Below are 24434 nucleotides of genomic sequence, written 5' to 3' on the forward strand. Positions count from 1 at the left end.
GCCGGTTCGCCGGCAAAGCCGGCGCCTACAGGGCACCGCGCCCCTTCAGAACCACTCCCGACGCTCCTCGAACGCGGCCCGGATCATGGTCACCAGCACCTGCACCAACGCCGCCTGCGCCGCACGCTCATGCACCGCCAGCCACACCGTGCGGCGCATCGGCGCCTCCAGCAACCCCGGCAATGCCAGCAGGCCACGGTCCAGCTGCGCCGCATAATGCGGCAGCAAGCCGATGCACGCGCTGCACTTGATCAACTGGCTGAACAGGCCGTAGCCCGGCACCCGCGTCACCCCCGCCTCGCGCTCGTTCAACAGGCGGTTCCACGGCGCCAGCGCCGCCACCTGGGCCTCGCCCTGCCACTGCACCAGCATGTAGTCGCGCAGGTCGTCCCGGCACACCGGCCGGTTGCTCTCGCGCGAATAGCGCTTGGCAATGTGCGGGTGATACTCCAGCTGCGCCAGGCGCGTCGGCGCCTCGCCGGCAAACCCCGGCAGCGGCACGCTGCCCGCCTCGTCATCGAGCCACAGCACTACATCGGCCTGCGCCAATCCCTGTGCATCCAGGCCGCTGACGTCCAGGCGGATCCCGGCGTTCTGGCGCACGAAGGCCACCAGGTTGCGCGCCAGAATGTCCTGCATGATCGGTTCGGCCACCGCCAGGTGCACCAGCACCGGCGCATCCAGCGCGGTCATGGCCTGTGGCTTGCTGCTCAGGCTCGACTGCAGCAACGCCTGCAACTGGCGCCCCTCGCGGCTGAGCACCAGGGCATGGCCGCGGTTGACGAACAATGGATACCCCACCCGCGCTTCCAGCTGCGCCAGCTTCTTGCGCAACAGGGTGGACTTGAGGTTGAGGCTGCGCGCAGCCTGCATGAAGCAGCCGCACCGCGCACTGGCCAGAAAACAGCTGAGCATCTGCTCGTCCTGCACCCAGCCCAGCCCGGCCCGCACCTTGGCCAGCGGCTCGGCCGGCGGATAATCGGGCACGTAGTGCGGCATATCGAACATCGGCATCCTCGCCTCCTGCCGGGCCCCGGCCAGGGCCCGCTCTTCCTTGATCGACGCCGCCTAGCGGCTGGCGTCCATGACCTGATTGAGCGCAGCGCCATCGATACTCAGCGTCGCGCTGTTGAACATGCCGTCCACGTAGGCCCGGGCCACCTGTTCCTGGCGCTGGGCCCGCAACAGGTCACGCAGGCTGTCGCGCACCTCGTCCAGGCTGGCCACACGCGGCGGCTGCACCTCGATGAGCTTGACGATGTGAAAGCCCGCCGCACTCTGCAACGGCTCGCTCACCGCCCCTTCCTTGAGCTGCGGCACCGCATCGCGCACCTGCGGCAGCAACTGGCTCAGCGGCTGCAGACCACTGTCGCCGCCACGCTGCGCACTCTCGCGGTCCTGCGAGTTGGCCCTGGCCAGCGCGGCAAAGTCGGCATTGGCAGCCTGGGCCTGCTTGCTCAGGGCCAGCGCCTGCTTGCGCACGCGTGCCACCGACTGCTCGTCCGGCACCGCCAGGAAGATCTGGCTCAGGTGATAGCGCGTGGGCAGTTGCAGGCTGGCCTTGCCGTTCTCGTAGGCCGCCTGCAGTTCAGCCTCGCTGGGATAGTCGGCCGGTACCTGGCTGACCGAGTTCAGGTAGTCGCGCAGCACGATCTGCTCCACCACCGCATGGGTCTGCGCCTGCACATCGGGACGCTCCGACCAGCCCTGGGCCTGGGCCTGCTGGTACAGCGCCTTTTCCGCCAGGCGCGAGCGAATCCAGCCCTCCAGGGCCTGGCGATTGCCGCTCAGTTCCTCGCGCGCCGGCGCCGGCAGCTTGGCGAACAGCGCCTTGAGCTCCTCCACGCTGACCTGCTGGTCGCCCAGGCGCGCCAGCGCCGGCCCCGCATCGCTCGCCACAGCGGCAACCGCCGGCGCTTTCGCGCTGGCTGCCACCGGGTCATCCCCCGTGCGCAGTGCCAACACCACTGCCACGCCCAGAACGGCCAGCGCGCCCGCGCCGGCCCACAGCGTACGTCGAGTCACGAAGCGCTCACCGCTTCAGCCCCGGCCACCGCCTCGTCCTGCACCTGGGCCACGTTGCGGCTGTAGTCGCGCAGGTACACGATGAACTCCTGCAGCAGGCGGTCCCACAGCACCAGGCTGCCCAGCAGGTGCTTGTGGCTGACGCCGTCGGCCACCATCACGTCCATCTCCATCACCAGGAACTCGCCCTGCACCGACAGCCGCGCGAAGCGGCGCGACACGTTCCAGCGTTCGGCCAGCCCGGCCGGCAGCTCACCCTGGATGCGCAGGGCGCAGCTGTAGGTGAAGTCGAGGAACTCGCCCTCGCGCTCGGCACGGTTGCCAAAGCGCACCGCATAGCCCACGCCCTGGCTGGCACTGAGCAGTTGCACCACGGCATTCTGCTCGCTGCGATTGACTCGGCAACCTGCATCCTGCAACAGGGTGGTCAGAGAGTCGGCGCTGACGGTTTCGATCAGTTGGTTGTCGCTCATGGCTTCGCTTCCTTGTGTCAATTGACTTGCGGTTTGCTGCCGCCCTGCGCGGCATCGAACTGGGTCTGGTACAGCTGATCGCCGTAGGCCTGGGCAAGTTCCTCGAACTTCACCCGGGCGCCCCCGGCAAAGGGTTGGCGCATCTTCATCACATCCGCCACATCGATCTTTTCGTAGGCCGCAAGAATCCCCTTGGCGACCCCGTACATCTGCTGATTCTTTGCCGAACACGCCAGCACCTGCTGCTCGCGCTCGGCCAGGCTGGCGGCCAGGCGCGCACGCTCGGCTTCCTTGGCCTTGGCCATGCCCAGCAGCTCGTCGTAGGCCTGCTTGTACTTGCCCAGTTGCGCGTTGCTGCTGGCCACCAGCGCCTGCGCCTGGCCGTGCAGGGCCTGCTGCTGGCCCAGCAGCTGCTCGGCCTGGCCACGGGCCTGGGCCAGTTGCGCGGTCAGTTGCTGCACCTGGGCCTGGGCCGCATCGCGTTGCTGCTCGGCGCTCTGGCGCGCCGCCGAAGCCTGCGCCTGTTCGCTCTGCAGCGCCTGCAACTGCTGGGTGGTACTGCGCAGCTGGGTGCGCAGGCGCTCTTCCATGCCTTCGGCCGCAGCCACCCCCGCCCAGCTCACGCCCAACGCCACCAGCAGGTACGAACAACAGGCCCGATAGGCTCGCTTGTTCATGCTCTTTCTCCCTGTGCGCGCCTGCTAGAAGCGCGTGTTGACTTCAAGTTGTAGCACATCGATATCGAACGGCGCGCCGTACACCGCCTCGGTACTCATCCAGCGCGCCGTGGCGTACACGTTCTGGTCCAGGCCGTAGTTGGCACCGAGGATGTAGCCCTTGGCGTTGGTGCCGCCCAGGTGGAACGAGGAATCGTTGAAGCCGTCGGGCAAGGCATCGGGCTGGATGTGCTTGTAGCCGGCGAACAGGTTCCAGTCGCCCTGCTTTTTCAGCTCCAGCGCGTTGCCCAGGGTGAACTGCACCATCCACGCATTGGCACCGCTCTTGATGTTGCCGTCGCTGTCGAGGTTGTTGGCCAACTGGCCGGCCGAACGCTTGCGCATCTCGCCTTCGTCGTAGGCCAGGTTGTGGATGTAGTTGGCCTGGCTGCGCAGCTTGAAGTCGTGCGGCAGCTCGGTGTCCCATACCGCGTTCAGGTCCAGCAGGTTGAACTCCGACGCCAGCCCCACGAACTGCGGCTGCGGGGTGGCGGCCGGGTTGGCCGGGTTGGGCGTGATGTCGCGCAGCAGGAACAGCGTGTTGCCCTTCTGCATGAAGGTCGGGCGGCTGCCGTCACTGTCGCAGCCAGGGTCGCCGTTCCACGGCTCGCATGCCCCGGAGCGTTCGCCGGCAATGTCGTCGAAGCGGTAGTAGGCCAGCGCGCCCTTGAGCCGGTTGCTGTCGTTGATCTGCCAGTTGGCGCCCAGCTGCGCGCCGTACAGCCACTTGTTGTCGCTGCTCTCCTTGTCCAGCCCGTTGCTGCTGGCGGTGTCGGCGCTGTACTCCACCGGGAACGCGCCGAGGGTCCCGAACAGGCTCAGGCTGTCGCTCAGCGGCTGGTTGAACAGGGCCGCCACGCCGTCGAAGTTGAGGTCGTTGGAATACAGCATGTCGGTGGACATGAACGGGTTGGCGATACGCCCGCCGGTCAGGGTCACGCGCTCGCTGGCCACCCAGCTCAGGTAGCCCTGGTCGAGCCACAGGTCCTTCTTGCCGAAGCCGCCGCCCAGGGTCTGGGTGGTGGACACCGGGCCGTTGTCGCTGCCGGTGCCGATGCGGATACCCGCCGTCCAGCTCGGCGACAGCACCGCCTTCAGGCCCAGGCGCGCGCGCAGGCGCAGCAGGTTCTCGCGGTCTTCGCGGGTATTGAGCAGCGGCGGCAGGTTGCGCCCGTTGTTGGGGTTGACGTCGTAGGGGCCGTCGGCGTTGAGCTTGGCGAAATCGATGATCTCGTTGCTGTTGTTGCCCGAGAAGTAGCGCGACTCGTCGCGCAGGCGCACGTCGCCATCGAAGCTGATGCGCGAGGCCCAGTCGGGGAAGGTGTTGGGCGCGGCCCAGTTCTCCTGCCTGGCCTGGGCCATCACCTCGGCCTTGACCTCGTCGCGGATCTGGTCGCGCACGATGGCCGGCACATACTGCACGCGCACCTCGCCATTGGCCGCCGGCACCGCCGCCACGCTGGCGCGGGCCTGCACCGCCTCGCTTTCGGCCTGGTCGATCAGGGCCTGGGCCTGGTCCTGCTTGAGCACACCCTGCTGCACCAGCAGGCGGATCAGGTTGATCGTCGCGTTCTGCGACGGCGCCGGGGTCTGCGCCACGGCCGGACCGACCGCCGCGGCGACCACCAGGCCGACTGCCAGGGTCAATCGGTTCACTGAGCACATCATGGATTTACCGCTCCTGTTGGTAAGTCGTGCGTCGTAGGGATCGGGCGCCGGGTTCATCCGCGGCGCCCCTGCAAGGCGATGCGCACCGGCAGGGTCAGGCTCGCCGGCGGGCGCTGGGTCATGGCCGGGGCGGCGCGCAACGCGGCCAGCACCTGGGCGTCCACCGCGGCATCGCCGCTGGAGCGCACCAGCTCGACGCGGGTCACCTCGCCGGTTTCGCTGAGCCAAACATCGCCCTGCAGGTTGAAGGTCAGGTTGCGCAGCTCGGGGTTGTCGCGCAGCAGGCGCTGGAAGGCATACGCCAGGAACTGGCCGTAGCTGCCGCTACCCAGCCCGCCACCGCCGCCGGCCATGCCGCCGCCCTTGCCGGCACCGATGTTGAAAGCGTCCCCGCCGGCCTGTGCATCGCCGTCGATCTGCATCGGGTTGGCCATGTCATCGGCCGGGCTCGGCGGCGCCTCCTCGGCCGGCTTGACCTCCTCGGCCTCGGGCACCGGCTGCGGCTCGACAATCTTCTCTTCCACGGGCGGCTCCGGTTCCTTGGGGGGCTCGGGGGGCGGCGGCGGTGGGGGGGGCGGCAGCGGAATGATCGCGGGGATCTTCGGTGCCTCGCGGCGCACCCCGCTCATGTCGTTGGCCCACTGCCACAGCAACCAGGCCAGGCCCGCGCCCACCAGTGCCACGGCGCCCCACTTGAGCAGGCGCCGGCTATCGAACTTCTGGTTCATGGGCATCCTCAACCCTGGTTCGGCTTGCCGGTCACCAGCCCGACCTGGGCCAGCTCCAGCCGACGCAACAGGTCGAGCACCTCGACCACCTTCTGGTACTGCACCGCCGCGTCGCCGCGCACGATGATCGGGAAGTCCGGGCTGCGCGCCTTCTCGCTGCGCAGGCGCTCTTCCAGTTCGGCCAGGGTCACCGGGTAGGCGTCGAGAAACACCTGCCCGGCATCGTTGACCGAGATCGCCTTGGTCTTGGGCTGGGACAGCGACACCGAGGCACTGGCCTTGGGCAGCTGGATCTGGATGCCCGACACCTGCGCGGTGGCGGTGAGGATGAACATCACCAGCACCACCATCAGCACATCCACCAGCGGGGTGACGTTGATGCTGTCGACGGCCGCGTCGTCGTCATCGTCGTGGGAAGCATTCATGGCTGCCATGGCGCTCTCCTCAGGCCGGTACGGACGGGTGGGCAGCGTGGGCAGCACGCCGGTGGCTGGCCTCGCCGGCCTGGCCTTCGCCATGCAGCTCGGCCAGGCGAGTGATGAACTCGTCGACGAACACGCGCATGTCGGCGCTGACCTCCTTGTTGCGGGTGATCAGGCGGTTGTAGCCAAACAGCGCGGGGATCGCGACGAACAGGCCCATGGCGGTGGCCAGCAACGCCGCGGCCATGCCGGGGGCGATGGCGTTGATGTTCACGTCACCGGCCATCGCGGTGCCCAGGAACACCACCATGATCCCCAGCACGGTGCCCAGCAGGCCGATGTAAGGGCCGCCGGCAATCGCGTTGGACAGGCTCGACAGCTTCGAGCCCAGCGCCTGGTTCTCGCGGGTGCGCACCCCGTCCATGGAGCAGCGAATGGCCTCGATGGTGGCCGCCGACACCGCCGAGGTGTCGAAGCCCTGGGCGCGGCGGGTACGGATCTCCTTGACCGCCACCAGGTACAGGCGCCACAGCGACGAGTGCGTCAGGCGCTCGCCCAGGGCGGTGTCGTCGGCGAACATCTCAAGGCGCGTGCCGATGTTGGCGAACTGCTCGCGAAACAGCCGGTTGGCCTGGCTGACGTGGTTGAGGGTGCGGTTCTTGCGTAGCATGATCACCCACGACTGCACCATCATCAGCACCAGCACCGCGATGATGATCCAGGCGTCCAGCGGCACCGCCTTGAGCAGAAAGCCCAGGCTGCCGAAACCGAAACCGGACTGCTCTTCATCCACCCCGTACACCACCAGGCGCGACTCGGCGCCCTGGGCCAGCGCGTCGGCCTGCAGCACCGGCACGGCGCGGGCGATGCGCGACAGGCGCAGCTCGTCCATCGCCCCCACGAACGGCACATAGGCGCCGGCTGGCTGACCCTCGGCCGGCGGCAGGTCGGCGCCGATGGCCAGGGTCGAATTGAACGCCGGCACCGCCGCGGTCAGGCTGGCGACCTGGCGCCCGTCCACCAGCAGGCTGAGCGTACCGCCCTCGCCCACCAGCGCCAGGTGTTGCCACTGGCCGGCATCGAGCACCTGGCCGGCAGCGCTGCGCAGGCCGTTGACCTCGACGAACGGCAGGCCCTGGCTCACACCCAGCAGCAGGCGGTTTTCGCCTTCATGGCGGGCCAGCAGCAACTGATCGCCCAGCAGCTGGTCCTGGCGTACCCAGGCGCTGAAGGTGAAGGCGGCGCCAGCCGGCAGTTGCAGCGACGGGCTGGGTGCCAGCAGCAGCGGCTGGCCGTTGAACTGGATGGCGCGACCGATGATGCCCTCGATGCTCGCCGCACTGCCCTGGGCCTGGTTGCCGTAGGGGCTGGCGTCACGCGGTGCGGCGCCGTCGAAGTGCATCAGCAGGGTGTAGTCGGCATCGAAGGCCGGTTGCGCATTGGCCGGCTGCGCCTTGGGGTTGCCGTAGTACATCCACAGGTCCTGGCGCTGGCCGCCCTGCACGTCCGGCACGTCGACCCAGATCAGCGCCATGCCCATCAGCGGGTCGAAGCTTTCGATCTGGTGGTTGAGCACGGTCTTGTCGTCGCTGGCCACGAAGCGGATGTCCGCGCCGTTTTCATTGACCCCGTCAAAGCTGAAATTGCCGGTGTGCAGGCGTACCAGCAGTGCCGTGCGGCCCAGCGACTGGGTCAGCGCCGCGCCCTGGGGCGTGGTGTCGACGGAAATCTGCTTGCGGAACTGCCAGTCGTCCTGCCACCAGGCACTGGCGCTGCCCGGCAGGGCAAAGCCCAGGCAAATGAGCAGGGTCAAGATGAGGCGTTGCATGGAATGTCTCCAGGGTCGATGCCGATGGGGTCAGAAGGTTGCCTGTACGCTGAAGTGCAGACGCGAGTGGTTTTTCTCGGTGTTCGCGCCGTCCTTGAGCGGCAGGCCCCAGTCCAGGCTGCCGGACAGCCAGTCGTTGAGGGTGGCGCGGGTGCCCAGGCCGACGCTGGCCAGGCTGAAGTGGTCGTCCTGCTCGGGCAGCGGGTCCTGCAGCGACAGCTGCGCGCCTTCGGCGAACACATAGAAGCGCCAGTCGCTGATGTAGCTGCCCACGTAGCGGCCCAGCGAGGGCGTGCGCAGTTCCTGGGAGAACAGCAGGCCGTCGTCGCCGGTGCGTTCGGCGGCCAGGTAGCCGCGCACCGAGGTGGCGCCGCCGGCAGCGAACTGTTCGTTGGACACCAGGGCCCCGGAGGCCAGTTGAAAGCCCAGCTTGGTTGCGCTCTGCCAGTCGCCGGCAAACGTGAAGGTGTAGTTCGCATCGCCCTTGAGCGCGGCGAAACTGGAGTCGGCGCGGTAGCGCTTGTAGTCGAAGGCCTCGTCGTCGCTGCCGTAGCCGAACAGCCGGCGTGTGCCGGCCACCAGGCTCAGGCCCAGCCCCAGTTGCGAGGCTTCGGTGTAGCGAAAGCCGTTGTAGGCCAGGGTGATCGGTGCGTACTTGAGCGGCACGGTATCGCGCTCGCCGCCCAGTTCGACCTGCTCGTCGAAGTCCTTGAAGTCGATGCCCACGGAAAACGAGTTGGCCCAGTTGCCGTCCGGCACCAGTGAGTAGATCGCCGACAGCCCGTAGGAATGGCCCTTGCCCAGCACGTTGCTGCCGCCCACGGTGGCCACGCTGCTGTCGGACTTGTAGCCGCTGGCCTGCAGGGTCCAGCGCGGGTTCAGGGGCGCGCTGTATGAACCGGACCACACCTGCGCGTTGTCGGTGTCCTGGGGGGCGGTGAACCAGGTCAGCGACACGCTGTGACCCAGTTGCCAGAGGTTGTTGTAGCCCACGGTGGCCACGCTGCGCAGCTTTCTGGTGTCGGCGCTGTAGTCGTTGTTCAGGCCGATGCTGGCGTGCCAGGGCTGCTTGTCTTCGACCTGCAGGTCGACGTCCAGGGTGCCGGGGCGCTGGCCTTCGCGCACCAGTGGCATCACCTGGCGCCCGGGGCCGCGGTTGAGTGCGGCCAGTTCGCCCTGGACCTTGGCAAAGTCCGGTACCTGGCCCTCGCTCAGGGCCGGCACCTGCTCGCGGATCTCCACGGGCGAGTAATGCCTGGCGCCGACCACTCGTACCCGGCCGACCCTGGTTTCGCTGACCTGCAGGTACACCACGCCGCCTTCGACCTGCTGCTCGGGCAGCTCGACGAACACCGACTGATAGCCCAGCGCCTGATAGCGTTTCTGCAGGGCCTCGCGGGCGCCTTCCAGATCCACCAGGGTCTTCTGCGGGCCGAGGTAGGGGTACACCGCCTCCTCGATGGCGCGGGCATCGAGCACCGTGTTGCCGCGCACCACGTACTCGTTGATGTCGACGCGACGCTCGGCCTGTTCGGCGCTTGCGTGGTGGGTTCCCAGGGCCAGCAGCATCACTGCGCCGGCTCGCCACCCGTTGAAAAACAAATGCTCCACACCGCCCCCTCGTTCAAGGAAATCCGTCTGGCCCAGGGCCGTGTCTTATGAATGGTTGTCTGCGCCGCCGTGACCGGCGTGGCGGGCCAGCCAGCTGTGCAGCTGGGCCAGGTTGAGGCTGAACTCGGGCATCTGCGCCAGGCCCGCGTTGCACACCTCGTTGACGATCGACTGCAGCAGGCGCGTGGCCTGCTGGCAGGCCAGCAGTGCGTTGAGGTCGTGGCTGAACAGGTTGAAGCTCCACACCCGCGACTTGAGTTCCAGGCCCACGAACCAGCGGAACAGCAGGTTGTAGTTGAGCTGTTCGTAGAGTTGTTTTTCGCTGGGGACCGAATACAGCAGCTGCAACAGCAGCAGGTGCATCAGGGTGTGCGGGGCGATGCTCATCGCGTTGCGCCGGGCCAGGTCGGCCAGCTCCTGCGCGTGGGCGGCCAGCAGTTCCTCGACCCTGGGCTTGAGCATCACCAGCGAATGGCCTGGCGGGATGCAGCTGGAGACTTCCTTGAGCGCGCTTTGCCAGTCGTCCTGGGACACGATCCACACCCAGGGTGCGCCGTAGCGGTACACCGACACCGGTTGCTTGCGCGCGGCTTCGACGATCTTCGCCAGGCGTTGATCGAGTTCCTGCATTCCGACTTTTGCGTAGCGTTCCATGGTTCCCATCGCTCCACTCCCTTCGTCCCTGTGCGGCTGCGCAGTGACTGCACATACCCATGACGGGGGTGGCGCTTTGCTACCGAACTTTTGTCACCAAAGCTTCATGAAGAGAGATGCAGGGCCTGGGCTATCCAGTGCCCTCAGGGTCGTGCGCCGCCTGCGCGGCGCTCGGTTTGAAGAGCGCCACAACTTCATCGACTGGCGCCTGCCGGGCCCGCCCCAACCGCCCGCCCCTCACCCCTGCTGCACCCAGACCAACCGAACCGCAAACCCCACCAGCAGCCCACCAAACACCCACTGCTGAACCTTCTGCGCCAGCGCGCGCTGCTCCAGTTGGCGCCCGACCCACCCGCCGGCCAGTGCATACACCCCATCGAACATCATCCCCATCACCACCAGCACCAGCCCCAGCAGCGCGAACTGCTCACCCACCGCCCCCTGTGCGGGGTGGATGAACTGCGGCAACAGCACCGAGCAGAACAGCAAGGCCTTGGGGTTGAGCAGGTTGGTCAGAAAGCCCTGCGCTATCGCCGCCCTCCACGTGCCCCGCACCGCTGCACCCCCCGGGCCCTGCACTGCACCCGCCACGGGCCTGAACATCTTCACCCCCAGCCACAGCAGGTAGGCCGCCCCGGTGTACTTGACCACCTCGAACGTCCAGGGCAGTACCTTGAACAGCGTCGCCAGCCCGACGGCGGCCAGGGTCACGTGGCACGCACGGGCAACCGCCAGCCCCAGCACGGTCGCCAGCGCCGCGCGGCGCCCCTGGCGCGCACCGGTCTGCAGCAGCAGGATCATGTCCGGGCCCGGCATCAGGTAGATCATCGTCAGGGCAGTCAGGTAGAGCAGTTTTTCGTCCATTTCAACGACCTCAGGCTGGGGCAACAGAGTGAAAATTCTATGCCGGAAGGTCGAGGCAGGTGCTTGCGTTATGCGCCCGCAACGGGGCTATTATTGGCAGGATGTACCAATTCGATACCTAGCCACAGGCCACTTATGCCAAACCACGACCCAACCTACCCCAAGCTGGACGGTTACGACCAACGCATCCTTGGCGCACTGCAGCGCGACGGGCGCCTCACCAACGTGCAACTGGCTGAAGAAATCGGGCTGTCGGCTTCGCCGTGCCTGCGACGGGTGAGGCTGCTGGAAGAAGCCGGGGTGATCCGCGGCTACCATGCCAGTCTCGAAGCCGAGGCAGTCGGCCTGGGGTTGACGGTGTTCGTGGGGGTGAAGGTCGAGCGGCACCATGAGGTCGAAGCGGAAAACTTCCGCCTGGCCGTGCTGGCCCTGCCCGAGGTGGTCAGCGCCTTTCTGGTGTCGGGCGAGTCGGATTTCCTGTTGCATGTGGTGGTGCCGGATCTGCGCGGCTATGAGCGGTTCCTGACCGACACGCTGCTCAAGCTGCCGGGGATCCGGGATATCCGCAGCAACTTCGCAATCAAGACGATCAAGCCGCAGGGGGCGCTGCCGCTGGGGCACCTGGGGCGGTAAGCGGGTAGCAACGACCGGCCCACCCGCCCCGAACCGAACCTGGCAACCCTACAGCACCAGATTCCCGCGCTCCTCCTCCGTCAACCGCCCCCGCGCCTGCTCATCCAGCGCCCCGGCCCCCAGCACCTGCACCGGGCTCTGCGGGTTGTACTGCGGCCCCAGGCTCGCGCCCTCCTTGCCCGGCACCAGGCGCTCGGTACCAAACCCCAGCACCTGCACGGTGATCACCGACGGCTGACGCTGGCGGGCCGCGGCCTGCTGCTGGCGCACCGCATCTTCGGCGGCCTGGGTCGCCGACGACGCCGCCGCACTCGCCGACGAGATCGCGCCGGTGTTCACCGCCGCCACCACCGGCATGCCCTTGGCATCACCCTGCACCTGGATGTTGGCCGCGTTCACCACCTGCAACGCGGCAATGTTGACGTTGCCCGACACCCGGATGCCCGCCTCCCCCGCATCGATGGTGCCCAGCGGCGCAATCAGGTCGATGTCCCCCGGCGGCACTTCCACCACCGGCGCCAGGGTGGCGATACCCGCACCGGTACTCGGCACCGTGGGCGACAGGCTGCTGTTGCCCCAGGTGTCGTACAGCCGGCGCGGCGGGGTGTAGACCACCGTGGTCTTGGAACCACGCCCGGCGTTGATGTCGCCCTCGGCCGACCAGCCCAGAATCGACCCGCCAAAGGTGGTCATGATGCGGCTCTGCCCCAGCAGGATGCTGCCACGCGCGTACAGCTGGATATCGCCGTTGCCCTGGGTGATCACCCCGGCGCCGGCCGGCGGCGCCTCGCCCTCCACGCCGAACACCTGCTGGCCACCGGGGGTGAGCATCTGGATCGCGCCCCCCACCTGGGTACGCACCCCGGCCCCGCCGAACATCAGGATGTCGCCGTCGTAGCGGATCGGGTTGCCGGCCACGTCCTGCTCGGGGAACAGCGCCGCGATCGCATTGCGCCCGCGCAGGTAGCTGCCCTGGCGCGGCCCGCCCACGGTGTTGTACTCCAGGCCGCCGGCACGCAGCTCGGCAAAGTACACCTGGCGCGCAAACACCGCCTGCTCGGTCGCCGGCAGGCTGGCGAACCGCGCCCGCGCCTGGGCCGCATCGCCCTCGAAGGCGTAGCGCTCGGCCAGCCATTGACGCAACTCCTCGGCGTAGGTCTTGGCCACCTTGCCCGGCTGCGCCGCCAGGCTCTGGTTGCTGTCGGCAAGGTTGGCCGGGTTCAGGTACAGCTCGGCAAAGCGCGCATACCCTGGCCCCTGGGCGCCCACACCGGCCTGCAACACCAGGCTTGCGCCGGGGCGGTTGTCGCCGGTGACGATGGCGCCCAGGCTGGTGATGGCCGCGCGGTCCTCCTGGCGCAGGTCACGCCCGGCACTGACGGTGAGCGTGCCGGGGCCGGCCACGTTCAGGCCACTGAACAGGATGTCGCGCCCAGCTACCACCTGCGAATGATCGGTGGCGTGGTTGTGCACGAACAGGTTGCCGCTGGACAGCGCCAGCGCACCGACGATGTCCGACATCATCGCCGGCACGTAGGTGGTCTCGCCAAGGCCGGTACCGCTGTACACGATGTCGCGCCCCGCCATCATCCACACCGGTGCGGCGCCCTCGTACCAGACGGCCCCATTGCGCGCATTGCCGAAGTTCAGGACCTCGCCCGAGCGCACCCCCACCAGGTCGCCGCTCACGGCGTAGATGCGCGCCGGCTGCAACTGCCCGTAGGCATTGGCGGTGCTGGTGCTGCCAAAGGCGAACAGCGGGAAGCGACCCGCTTCCAGGTCTGCCGCAATCCCGTCTGGCCTCTGGTTGCTGACGCTGTGGCCGTTGTAGCTGCCGATGAAACCCGGGTTGAACGGCGTGGCCAGGGCCGACGGTGCGGCGCCGGACTGGTTGATCGCATAGCCACCGGCGTAGATCGAACCCTGCGCCACAAGCTGCAACTGGGCATTGGCCGAAGGTGCCAGCAGCAACGAGTAGCCACTCGCGCCCTGCAGCCGGTTCTTCTCCCGGTACTGCGCGGAGTTCCCGTAGTACAGGTTGCCGGAGGCCGCCACCGCACGCAGGATCGACGGGTAGACAAAGCGCCCGTCGGTGGGCGAGGTATCCAGGCCGGACAGCGCATCACCGCTGACCGGCTGGGTCAATTCGATCAGTTGGGTGCTGGGGGTCAGGTCACCGCCCGCCGAGAACAGGTCGATGGCAGTGTTGGCCGTCCACAGGCTGAACCAGCTGTTGCCGCCCCCCGCCGCCGTGCCGAACGGCGTGGTGTTGAGCGTGGGCACACGGCCCGGGTCGGCCGCCGCCCCCAGCACCAGGTCGCCCCGGGTGCTCAGTTGCACCGTGGCGTCGCCGGGCACCACCACCAGGCCGCCTTTGGCGCTGGCCAGGGTGGCCTGGAACGGGTCGTAGGCGCGGGTTTCGTGGCTGTCCTGCTGTATCCCGAGCGCGCCGTAGGCACGGTCGATACCGCCCAGGGCCGCTGCCGACACCTGCAGGTTGCCGCGCAGGTTGACCAGGGTACCCTGCAGGTCATGGGCGGCCACGCCCAGTACATCGGCGTTGTCGCCACGCCCCAGGGCCGCCTGGGTCGGGTTGACGGCGCCGCCGACCTTCAGGTTCAGGTCGCCGCCACCGCCCAGCGTCAGGCTGCCATCGCGGCCCACGCGGCCGGTGCTGCCCACTGCCAGCTGCAGGGCCTGGGTACGTGCGCTGTCGTCCCACTGCGTGCGGTACTGGTCAGCGGTATTGCCGATCACATCGAGGGTGCCGGCCTGCCCGCCCACCGTGACATCGAGGTTGCCCCCGCCCAGGGTGCCGAAGCCGGTGAAGCCGGCCACCACACTGTTGCGCTGGTAGCGCACATAGGTGCCAAAGTTGATCCACCAGGCCGTGGGTATCTGCTCGTCTGCCGCCAGCGCGTTGCCACTGCCCTGGCGCCACAGCCAGTTGCCGACCTGTGCAGTGGGCAACTGGTAGGCCAGGCGGGTCAGGCTGCCATATTCGCGGCTGAGGGAGTTGCCCGTCAGGTTGTCCCCCACCGTCAACAGCAGGTTGCCACCCTGCTCCGGGTACCAGGCCTGATACAGGCTCTGCGCGCCGCCATCGACCAGCGCCTCGTAGCCGCCGAGAAACTCCGGCAGCACCTGCCCGTCATTGGCCTGCCCGCGTGCCAGTTGATAGGCGGCTGGCACCGGGGTCGCCGTACCGGCGGTGTACACGCCGAACAGCGTGGTCATGTCCAGGTTGCCGGCGGCGATCAGGTCCAGGTCACCGGTACCGGTACGCAGCACGCTGTAACGCGAGGCGCCGCCGGGCACCGTGTCGTGCTCGGTGTTGCCCGGCGCGGTCATCACGCACCAGGTGGGGAACTCATCGCACAGGGTGGGGTAGCCAATCGCATCGAAGTCGATCAGATCGCCCGGCCTGGCATCTGCGCCAAACCCGTCGATGCCTTCCTGGGTCCAGGCCAGGCCACCGCCGGCGGCCGGTGCCCTGGCGCACCAGGTGGGGAACTCGTCGCACAGCGTGGGGTAGCCGATGGCGTCGAAATCGATCAGGTCACCGGGCCTGGCGTCCACGCCAAAGCCGTCGATGCCTTCCTGGGTCCACACCAGGCCGCCGCCGGCAGCCGGTGCCCGGGCGCACCAGGTGGGGAACTCGTCGCACAGCGTGGGGTAGCCGATGGCATCGAAGTCGATCGGGTCGCCGGGCTTGGCGTCCACACCAAACCCATCGATGCCTTCCTGGGTCCACACCCAGCCGGCACTGGCGCCTACCGCCAGCATGCCCACGTGGTGGTCGGCCAGGCGCAGGCGCCCGCTGGCGTTCGGGTCGGCCAGGCGCGGGTCGGCCGCCGTGGTATCGGCACCGGCCACCACGCGTAGGTTCCACGACTGCGAACCGGCCGGCAGCATGCTGGCGACCGCCCAGTTGGTGCCCTTGCCCTCGCTGCGCAGCGCCACCGAGCCCACGCCCCCCAGCTTGATATCGGTGCGCGGCGGAATGATCGCGCCGCGTTGCAGCACCAGGTTGCCCGCCAGCAGCACCAGGTCATCGGCGCCACCGTTCAGCAGGTGGCCCGGATCGGACGGCAGTGCCACGCCTTTTGGCCAGGTCATGGCCGTGACAGGCGTGTTGACCACCAGCCGCGTGCCGGCACCCAGTTGCATGCCCGCTTCCAGGCGCAGCGGGGCCTCCAGGCGGGTGCCCGCCGCCAGTGCCTGGCTGCCGTCGGCGTTGTAGAGCGCCGCCGAGAGCACGGTGCCAGCCGGCAGCTCGATCGCGGCCGAAAGGGTTGCACGCACTGGCAGCACAGCGCCCGAGGCCAGCACGCGCGCCTGTATCGGCAGGTCGTAGTTGAGCACCTGGCCGGCCAGAAAACCGGTGCCCTCGTGCAGCTCGACCCCGCCGTTGGGCACCACCACCTGGGCGCCATAGGCCAGGCGCCCTTCCAGCAGCACCCAGCCGCCGTCGTCCTGGGTCTCGGGTGGCGGCGCAAAGCCGTCGTTGATGCTGCCCAGCACCTCCACGTCGCCACCGGCACGCAGGCTCAGGCTGCCGGCCTCGCCCGAGCCGTACACCGCGCCGGTCTTGTGCACGTTGGGGTTGAGGCTGGCATAGCGGTAGCGCGACAGGTCGAGGTCGCCGCTGACCACCAGGTCGCCGTCGGTGATCACTTCAAGCCCCGGGCGCAGGTGGAACTGCTGGGCGTAACCCTTGACCAGGCCGGCGAGCTTGCCATTGACCAGCGCCGTGTTGGCCAGGGCGCTGTCGATGAACTGCACGCTTTGCGCGTGGCGTGCGTCGAGGTAGGCCTGGTCGATCTGGACATAGGGCTTGCCGCTGACATGCGGGTCGACGCCCTGCGGGGCCGCATGATCGCGCGCCATGGCGAACAGGTCGATGCGCTGCGCACCAAGAATCGACAGCGCCTGCGAGGCGTCGATGGCGATGTCGCCATGGGTCGGGTCGTCGGCCCGCAGCCGCGGCGCATACAGCGCCAGGGTGCCGCGCTCGCGGCCATCGTGCTGGCCGGCGGCGCCGCCCAGTGGTGCGTCGGTGCCATGGCGCAGGTCGATACGCACGCCACGCGCCAGGGTCAGTTGCCCGGCACCGGCATTCAGCTCCACCGTAGCCCGGTTGGGGCTGTCGATGATCTTGCCGTAGCTGTCCACGCGCAGCACGCTGCCATGTGCATCGAGCACCGCGCCCTGGGCCAGGGTCAGGCCATTGCCGGCGGCCAGGCGAATGCTGCCGACACGCTCGCCGCTGGCATCGATCAGGCCGTTGACACGCAGATGGCCGTTGTCCAGCGACACCTGCACCTGGTTGGCGCGCACCCCGTTGCCGATCTGCAGGTCGCCCTGCTTGAACTGGAAGCGCCGGCTGCCATGCACGCCGCCGTCGTTCAGGCGCTGGTTGAGCGTGGCGAAGGCACTGCTCAGGTCACCGGCCAGCCCCTGGGCACGCAGGGTGAAACCCGCACCCGCGTAGGGCACCTGGGTGCCCCCGGCATCGTAGTGGCCGGAGCTTGCGCCCAGGAGGCGGCCTTGCAGGTCGACCTGGCCGGCACTGGCGTCCAGCGCCACCACCTCCAGGCTGCCGGCCTGGTTGTGTTCGGCGTGCAGGTCGATGATCGAGCCGGCCGCCTGGTGGATGTTGCCGTGCTGGCTGCGCAGGATCACGTCACCGCCCCAGCTGTACTTGTCCAGGTCGTTGAGGCTGACCTTGCGCCCGGCCAGGTCCAGTTGCGCCGCCTGGCCCAGGCGCAGGTCGCCCTGGCTGTCGAGGGTCAGCTTGCCGCTGGGCAGTGCCACGCGGGTGTCGAGGTCGATGCGCTGCGCGCTGAACGACCATTCGGCGCCCAGCGCCCCGGCCTTGAGCTGCGCGTCGGCGGTGCTCGGCGCCGCCCCCGCGAGCATCTGCAGGGCACCACCGACGCGCACCTGGTTGACCGAACCGGCTTCACCGGTCACCAGCGGGGTGCGCACCAGCAGGTTGCCGCCGCTGTAGCGGTAGCCTTCACCGGTCACATACTCGCCGCGTGACTGATACACCGACAGGCTGCCACGGTGGTTGGCAGTCAGGCGTTCGCTGGCCAGCAGCGCCACGTCGCTGAAGCCCAGCGCCAGGCGCTCGAACGCCGGCTGGCTGCTGCTCTGCGCCTGCGGGCCATACCCCAGTTCGATGCGCCGGGCTTCGATCTGCAGCCGCCCGCTGCCGGTGCCGGCACCGTTGCCGAGCAGGGCCGGCGCGGCCTGGGTGGCGCCACTCCAGATCAGGTTGCCGGTACGAATGCTGGCCACGTCAGTGGCCGCGCCATGCCCGTAGATCGCCGGGGTGCCCAGCACCAGGTTGCTCAGGCGCGACTTGCCGGTCGCCGGGTCGAGGGTGTCGAGCGCGGTGGTGCCGAAGAAGTTGAGGCTGTCCTGCACGGTCAGCGTCAAGGTTTCCAGGGCCGGCGCGCCACGGCGGGTATCGCCCTGCAGCAGGCGGTCGAGCACCTGCTGGTTGAGGGTCAGGCCGCTGGGCAGGTAGCCCGCCGCAGCGGCGGCGGCCAGGCTTTGCGCACTGCCGACGTTGATCGCGCCCACCGCCAGGGTCAGGTTGCGGGTGCCGAAGCGCACCTGGTCGTCGAGGCTGAAGCGGTTGTTGGTGGCGGCGGCAATGGTGCCTTCGGAATACAGCTCGGTCTGGCCGCTGCACCGCGTCAGGCAGCCGCCGATCAGGATGCTGCCCGGCCCGGTGATCGTCCCGCTGGGCGCTTGCGGCGCCAGCACGTCGACCCAGCCATTGGACACGATCAGCAGGCTGCTGTTGTGCGGGTTGTAGAGGTAGCCGTCGCGGCTGTCGTAGGCGGGTGCGCCCTGCCCGAGCGTATCGATGCTCGCGCCTTGCTCTATGTTGATGGCGCCGGCGATGCGCCCGGTAACCATCAGCACTTCGGCGGCCTTCAGGTGGGCGCCACCCTTGAGCACGATGCTGGTGCCCCTGGCATCACCGAACAGCAGCTGGTTGCCACCCTGCCCGTACACCCGCTGCCCGGCATGGCCGATGCGCAGGCTGCTGGCACCCAGGGCGTTGAGCTGCGACGCGGCAATGGCGGTTTCGCCGGCACCCGGTGTGGCGGGCGCGTTGTCGCCGTGGATCACCAGGGTGTCGCCGAACAGCACCGTGGCGATGCTGCCGTGGCCCTTGTCCGCCGGTTTGTTCAACAGCACGCCCTGCATGCTGAAGCCGGGCCGCGTGGTGTCGTTATGGCCCAGGTCCAGGGTCAGGCCCTTGGCATCGATGGGCAGCGCGGCACGCGGGATACCCAGGCGTGCGGCATCGTCGAGCAGGAACTGGCTGAAACTGGTTTCGTTGTACTGCGAGTACCGACGCAAGGTGTCGGCACCGGTCAGTATCAGGTGCTGCGACAGGGCATCGCCCAGCCCGCTGCCGGCGATCGAGCGCTTGCCGGTCAGGCCCCATGAGCCATTGCGCAGCGCCGTGGCACCTGCCTGCGGCGCGCCGACGCTGGCCTGGCCGTTGACCTCGACACGGTAGGCCCCCGGCAACAGCGCATAACTGGCCGGCAGCAAGGTGTAGGTGCCGGCGGGCAGGCCCGGTACCCCGGCGTCCAGGGTGATCTGCTGGCCCACCAACGGCATCGAACCCGATGGCTCGCCCGCCACCGCTTCGGGCGCCACGCTGGCCTGCACACCGGGCACGATGGCGTACACCGGGTTGTTCGCCAGGCCCGGCAGGCTGAAGCTGCCATCGGGGTTGTTGCGCACCAGCGGGTGATAGCGGGCATCGGTGGAGCCGCCGCGCCCGGAGATGAAGCCGGCGCCGCGCACATCGCCACCGCCGGACAGGTCGATTACCGCACCGGGTTCGACCGCGATGCTGCCACCGCCCAGGGTCACGTTGAGCCAGCCGTTGGGCAGGCTCTGGCCCAGCACCGTGCTGTTCAGCGACTGGCCGGCGAAGTTGTACACCAGGCCATCTACGGTGCCGCCATAAGGCATCACCAGGCCGGCGGCACTGACCGAAGTCAGGCTGCCAGGGCGCAGGGTCACTTCGCGGGTGCTGGCGGTGCCCAGTACCAGGGCGCCGAGGGGCGCGCGCAGCACGCCCTGCTGGTCGATGGTGTCGGCCTGTATCGACAGCGCGCCAAACAGCGAATAGGGCTGGGCAGGCGTGGCCGCGCTGCTGCGCGCAATCTTCACATGCTCGGCCTTGATCACTGCCACGGCATTGGTGCCAGGGTAGATCTGCGCCGCGCTCAGGGTCAGCGTGCCCGGCGCCACCAGCCGCGTGTCGTTACCGCCCAGTGTCTTGAGCAGGCGCAGATCGCCGCTGCTGTTCAGGCTGACCTGATGGAAGCCGCGTCGATCGATGCTCAGCGCTTCACTCACCCCCGTGCCGAACTTCAGGGTATTGCGTACGTCGATCAGCGCCGCATCCACCTGCAGCATGGCCTGATCGGCTTGCGACGAAAGCGCGATACCGATCTGATTGTTGGTGAGGCCCGGCCCGGCCGGCGGCAGGCTGGTGTACCCGGCCAGACGCACATGCGCAGCCGACAGGCGCACCCGGGTATCGGCGCGAGCCCCTTCGGCCAGCCCCAGTGCACCGGCATACAGGTGCAGGCTGCGCGCCGGTTGCAGCGTCACGTCGTCGGTAAAGCTGATCACGCCGCGACTGAACAGCGTCAGTGCATCGAACCCGCCCTGCGCCACCTGGGCCACGCTGAGGTGGCCATGGCCATGTTCCAGCTTACCGGCCTGGTTGGCGAAGGCTTCCCCGCGCGGGCTGATACGCAGCTCGCGCTGGCGGATGGCCTCGGCATAGGCCGGGGTGATCGGGTAGGTACCGCTCTCCAGCGCAAGGGTCAGGCTGCCGCCCGCCACGCCAGCGCCACCCGCCGCTGCGCGCAGCTCGCCGTCCACGTACAGGCCATTGATCGAACTCAGGCTGATGCTGCCGCCTTGGCTGGCCAGCCGAGTCGCGCCAACCCCGGGTACATCGACGCTCATCTGGCTGCCGGACGCATCCAGTACAGCGCCGCGCTCGACCACCACGAACAGGTCGGGGGCCAGCGCGCCACCCAGGTTGGGGTCGAAGGTGCTGCCGATGACGATACTGCCGCCCTGGCGCAGTTCGCCATAGCGCTCGCCACGCGCGTCCACGGCGGTGACGGCACGGGCCGATACGTCGAGCAGCGCCCCGGCGCCGACCCGGATCGCCCGTTGATGCGGCTCGAACCGCACCGCACTGGTCAAGGCCTCCTGCACAACAGTGTCAGCCAGGGTGATCTGCCCGCCGTGTGCCACCAGGCTGCCGTCAACCTGCAGGCCACCGGGGCTGCGCAACGTGATGGATTGCCCGTCATCGACCTGGATACGGCTGCCGCTGGCTACCTGCAGCCAGCGTGACGCCACCTGCTGGGCCGACTGGTCCAACTCGCTGCCCGCCTGCAGCAGCAGGCTGGCACCGGCGCGCTGGGTCAGAACGCCCTTGGCGGCGTTCTCCAGATACTGCGGTGGCGTCCACAGCTCCAGCGCCTCGGCCGCCGAACGGGCATCGCCACGCAGGCGGTACACCGGCCGCGTCACCTGCACCTGGCTGTCGGCCGCCACCTCCAGGCGCTGGTTGCCCACCACCTCGTAGCGGGCAAAGCCCTTGGCGAAGAAATCGCTACCCAGGTTCAGGCTGGCCGCCGGGGTGTCGGCGCCGATGCTCACGGTGTCGCCGCGCAGGGCCAGCGTGCCGGCACCCGTGGTGCCGTACCCGCGCAGCTCGCCGCCCAGCAGCAACTGCCCACCGGCCCCGCCCGAGGTCAGGCTGGCCAGGCTCAGGTCGCCACCGGCACCCCCGCGCCAGTTGCCGTCGGGGGTGCGCGCCGCGCCGCTTTCCACACTCAGCACACTGCCCTGGCCCAGGCGAATGTCGCCGGTGCCACGCAGGGCCAGCGAACCGCCGTCCAGCCAGGCCGACAGGTCGGCGGGCTGCGCATTGACGCCGTCCTGGCGCCGGCCGCTGGCCTCCACGCGAACCCCGTCGGCCACCTCGATACGCGCGGCCAGGCCGGCATTGCCGACCCGCAGGCTGTCCGAGCCGCGTTGCAGGTTGCCCAGCAGCAGGTCGCCGCCGTGGCTGACCAGGTCGGCGTTTATCTGCACCTGTGGCGCCAGCAGGCTCAGGCCGGCGCCGTCGGCCAGGTTCAGCGCCTGCTCCAGGCGGATGCTCTCATACGCGGCCACCTGCAGGCCGCCAAGCTCGCGCAGGCGCTCGGCCTCCAGGCGCAGGACGCCTTCGCGCTCGGCCTCGACCGGGGCGTCGAGGGTCAGTGAGCCGCCCTGCACCTGCGAGCCGATCACCACCTGGTGCAGGTTGCCCGCGCCGGCGTTGAGCACGCTGCCCGTGGCGGTGGGCCGGTAGTCGCCAACGATCAGCTGTGCGCCGCGGGCCTGGCTCAGCTGGCTTTGCCGGTAGCCGTCGAGGCCGGCCTGCGGGGCCTGCAGCTGGTGGTCGCCCTTGAAGGTTTCGCCCAGGATCTCACCGCCCAGCTGCGCATTGGCGGTGCCGACCACCAGCCGCCCGGCATCGCGGCCAACGGTGTAGCCGTTCTCCAGGCGCTCGCGCGGGGCGATCAGCGGGCTGTAGAAGTAGCGGGTCTGGCCCCAGCGTGCGCTGTGCTGCTCGTAGCCCTTGTACACGCCCTGGTACAGCACGTCGCCAGGGGCACGCGAGAGGTTGTACAGGCGCCCGTCGGCGCCCTTGAGCCAGGTCTGCTTGAGGTAGCCGGTGGCCACGTCCAGCGTGCCGCCCGAGAGGTTGACCAGCGAGCCGGCCTGGGTCACCAGGTCACCCCCGGTGAAGCTCACCGTGCCGCCCTGGGCCAGCCACTCGCCCAGCCCGTGGCTGCGCGTGCCGAGGTAGCCGCCCACTTCCAGCAGGCCGCCGGCGGTGTACCAGCGCTCGCCCTCGTAGCCGTTGGTGCCGGCGGCCACGTGCACCAGCTCGCGGATGTCGACCCACACATCGGTGCTGTTGAGCGCGCCGCTGTCGCGGTTGCCCGCCGCGTCGCGCTGCTCGTTGCCCTGGATGTTGACCTTGATGCTGTTGCTGTCCATGGCCAGCTTGACCCCGACCGCGCCCGCCACGTCCAGCACCGCGCCGTCGCGCAGCAGGCTGCGCTGGCCGGCACTCACCGCCACCTGGCCGCCGGTGGCCAGGGTCAGCGAGCCGCCCTGGAAGTCCACCGTGCCGCCACTGACGATCTCCACCCGCGACAGGCTGCGGTCATCGGCCACCGCGCTGAGGTTGTCGAACGCGCCGTTGCGCTGGTTGACCTGCCCGCCCAGGTCCTTGCGCACCGCCTCGCGCTGGCTGTCCAGTGCGCTGCCGGGGTTGGCGTCGATGACGATGGCAGTGGTGCTGCCGGCGGCCAGGGTCACGTTGCCGGTGCGGTCGCTGGCCGCGTTGAGCAGGTGGATGGTGCCGCGGTTGTCGATCGAGCTGGTGGCCACGGCCACGCCCTGCTGGCGCACCTGATGCCCGGTCAGGGTGATGTCGCCCTGGCTGGCCTGGATCAGCCCGCTGTTGCTCACCGTGCCGGCCGTGCTGCCGGCCTTCAGCGTGGTGGCTACCTCGTTGCCGCGGGTGGTGGAGTACGGGTTGCCCGCCGTGCCGACGCCCTTGCGGATGTAGAAGGTATCGCCCGCCGCCAGGGTCGCCTGGCCCTTGGCGTTGATCAACTGGCCGGCGTTCTCCACCTCGTGGCCCAGCAGCAGGGTGTAGCCACCGCCCTGGGTGGAGCTGGCCGGGGCGTGGGTCTGGATCAGCGCGCCGCGCTCGACCATGACCTTGCCGGCGGCATCGGTGAAGGTCGGCTGGCTGCCCAGGCTGTCCACGTACAGGCCGCGCTCGGTGAACTGCTGGTCGCTGATGGTGGCGGCGGCCGCCGTCAGGTTGCGCACGTTGATCTGGCTGCTGCCGCTGAACACGATGCCATTGCGGTTGACGATCATCAGCGTACCGTCGGCCTTGATCGTGCCCTGGATCTGGCTGGGCGCGACGCTGTTGCCGACGCGGTTGAGCAGTGCCCAGTTGGCGTCCTGCTGGAAGGTCAGCTGGGTGTCGCGGCCGACGTTGAAGGTTTCCCAGTTGAGAATCGCCTTGTCGGCGGTCTGCTTGATCGTCACCTGGGTGGTGCCGCCCTTCTGCGTCTGTACCGGAGCCTCGGCGTTGGTGAACAACGGCTTGCCATTGGCATCGAGCAGCGGGTTCAGGCCATTGCCGCCCAGGCCGTTGTGGATGCTCGAGGGCGCCGCCAGCGCGGCGGCGCGGCCGGCCGCCTGGGCAGCCTGTTGCGCGGCGATGGCGGCCACGGTGTTGTTGAGGTTTTGCAGCGAACGCTGCAACTGGGCATTGGCACGCTGCTGCTGGGCCAGCGGCGGTGGCAGCCCCGGCAACTGCACCGCACCGCCCTGCCCGCCCGTACCGCCGGCCTGCGGCGCGCTGCCCTTGGCCGCGAACCAGGCCGAACTGAACGCCGCAGGCGCCGCCTGCACGCTGCCGGCCAGGGCCAGCAGCGCAATCACCTGGGCCAGCGGCTTGAGCCGCAGCAGGGGCATATCGGCCTGACGGTGGGTACGGTGGGAGGGCGAAGCAGCAGTGCCAAGGCGCATTGCAATCAATCCTTTTCTGGTCCATCGCGGTAATGGGATGCCACACGCCGGTGCGGCCGGTGACCTATGACATAGGCGGTTGCACGGGCGGCAGACCGAACCTTTGTCACGCAAAGTTCATGTGATCGGTG

At 68.9% G+C, this 24434-nt stretch carries 12 protein-coding genes and 1 pseudogene; 1 reads left to right on the forward strand and 12 read right to left on the reverse strand.

Going from position 1 to position 24434, the window contains the following annotated elements:
- Positions 1 to 45: 45 nt before the first annotated feature.
- From CR917_RS25790 to CR917_RS25840, 11 genes and pseudogenes are all read right to left on the reverse strand, one after another.
- Entirely contained in the window at positions 46 to 1014 is a 969-nt protein-coding gene (locus CR917_RS25790) for a LysR family transcriptional regulator (RefSeq protein WP_104573034.1), read from the reverse strand.
- 54 nt (positions 1015 to 1068) lie between these two features.
- Positions 1069 to 2025 carry a peptidylprolyl isomerase gene (locus CR917_RS25795; protein WP_058541152.1) on the reverse strand — a complete coding sequence of 319 codons (957 nt, stop codon included), beginning with the start codon at positions 2023 to 2025 and terminating at the stop codon, positions 1069 to 1071.
- On the reverse strand, positions 2022 to 2498 hold the full coding sequence (locus CR917_RS25800; protein ID WP_043860180.1) for a YbjN domain-containing protein: 477 nt from the start codon (positions 2496 to 2498) through the stop codon (positions 2022 to 2024). Before CR917_RS25800 ends, CR917_RS25795 begins: the two co-directional genes overlap by 4 nt.
- 17 nt (positions 2499 to 2515) lie before the next feature.
- Positions 2516 to 3175, reverse strand: a complete 660-nt coding sequence (locus CR917_RS25805; protein WP_043860179.1) for a hypothetical protein — start codon at positions 3173 to 3175, stop codon at positions 2516 to 2518.
- Between the two features lie 24 nt (positions 3176 to 3199).
- Complete coding sequence (locus CR917_RS25810) at positions 3200 to 4882, reverse strand: putative porin (RefSeq protein WP_104573033.1); 1683 nt, start codon at positions 4880 to 4882, stop codon at positions 3200 to 3202.
- A 53-nt stretch (positions 4883 to 4935) separates the two neighbouring features.
- On the reverse strand, positions 4936 to 5610 hold the full coding sequence (locus tag CR917_RS25815) for an energy transducer TonB (RefSeq protein WP_371920444.1): 675 nt from the start codon (positions 5608 to 5610) through the stop codon (positions 4936 to 4938).
- Positions 5611 to 5618: 8 nt separating this feature from the next.
- The gene (locus CR917_RS25820; protein ID WP_043860333.1) at positions 5619 to 6044 is read right to left on the reverse strand and encodes a biopolymer transporter ExbD; all 426 of its coding nucleotides are present in this window, start codon (positions 6042 to 6044) and stop codon (positions 5619 to 5621) included.
- A gap of 10 nt (positions 6045 to 6054) precedes the next feature.
- Positions 6055 to 7860 carry a DUF2341 domain-containing protein gene (locus CR917_RS25825; protein ID WP_054916079.1) on the reverse strand — a complete coding sequence of 602 codons (1806 nt, stop codon included), beginning with the start codon at positions 7858 to 7860 and terminating at the stop codon, positions 6055 to 6057.
- A 30-nt stretch (positions 7861 to 7890) separates the two neighbouring features.
- Positions 7891 to 9429 carry a ShlB/FhaC/HecB family hemolysin secretion/activation protein gene (locus CR917_RS25830; RefSeq protein ID WP_088515468.1) on the reverse strand — a complete coding sequence of 513 codons (1539 nt, stop codon included), beginning with the start codon at positions 9427 to 9429 and terminating at the stop codon, positions 7891 to 7893.
- Positions 9430 to 9516: 87 nt separating this feature from the next.
- A pseudogene (locus CR917_RS28300) lies at positions 9517 to 9831 on the reverse strand (transposase); the annotation flags it as partial.
- Positions 9832 to 10362: 531 nt separating this feature from the next.
- A complete protein-coding gene (locus CR917_RS25840) occupies positions 10363 to 10989 on the reverse strand; it encodes a LysE family translocator (protein WP_078481895.1) in 627 nt (208 codons plus the stop codon).
- Positions 10990 to 11124: 135 nt separating this feature from the next.
- Between CR917_RS25840 and CR917_RS25845 the strand changes: the two genes are divergently transcribed.
- Positions 11125 to 11622, forward strand: a complete 498-nt coding sequence (locus CR917_RS25845; protein WP_058541157.1) for an Lrp/AsnC family transcriptional regulator — start codon at positions 11125 to 11127, stop codon at positions 11620 to 11622.
- Between the two features lie 48 nt (positions 11623 to 11670).
- Here CR917_RS25845 and CR917_RS25850 read toward each other — a convergent pair whose 3' ends face one another.
- A complete protein-coding gene (locus CR917_RS25850; RefSeq protein ID WP_256589751.1) occupies positions 11671 to 24303 on the reverse strand; it encodes a filamentous hemagglutinin family protein in 12633 nt (4210 codons plus the stop codon).
- Positions 24304 to 24434: the final 131 nt, after the last annotated feature.

It is taken from the genome of Pseudomonas sp. BRM28 (assembly GCF_002939405.1).
In the GTDB taxonomy this organism is placed as follows: domain Bacteria; phylum Pseudomonadota; class Gammaproteobacteria; order Pseudomonadales; family Pseudomonadaceae; genus Aquipseudomonas; species Aquipseudomonas palmensis.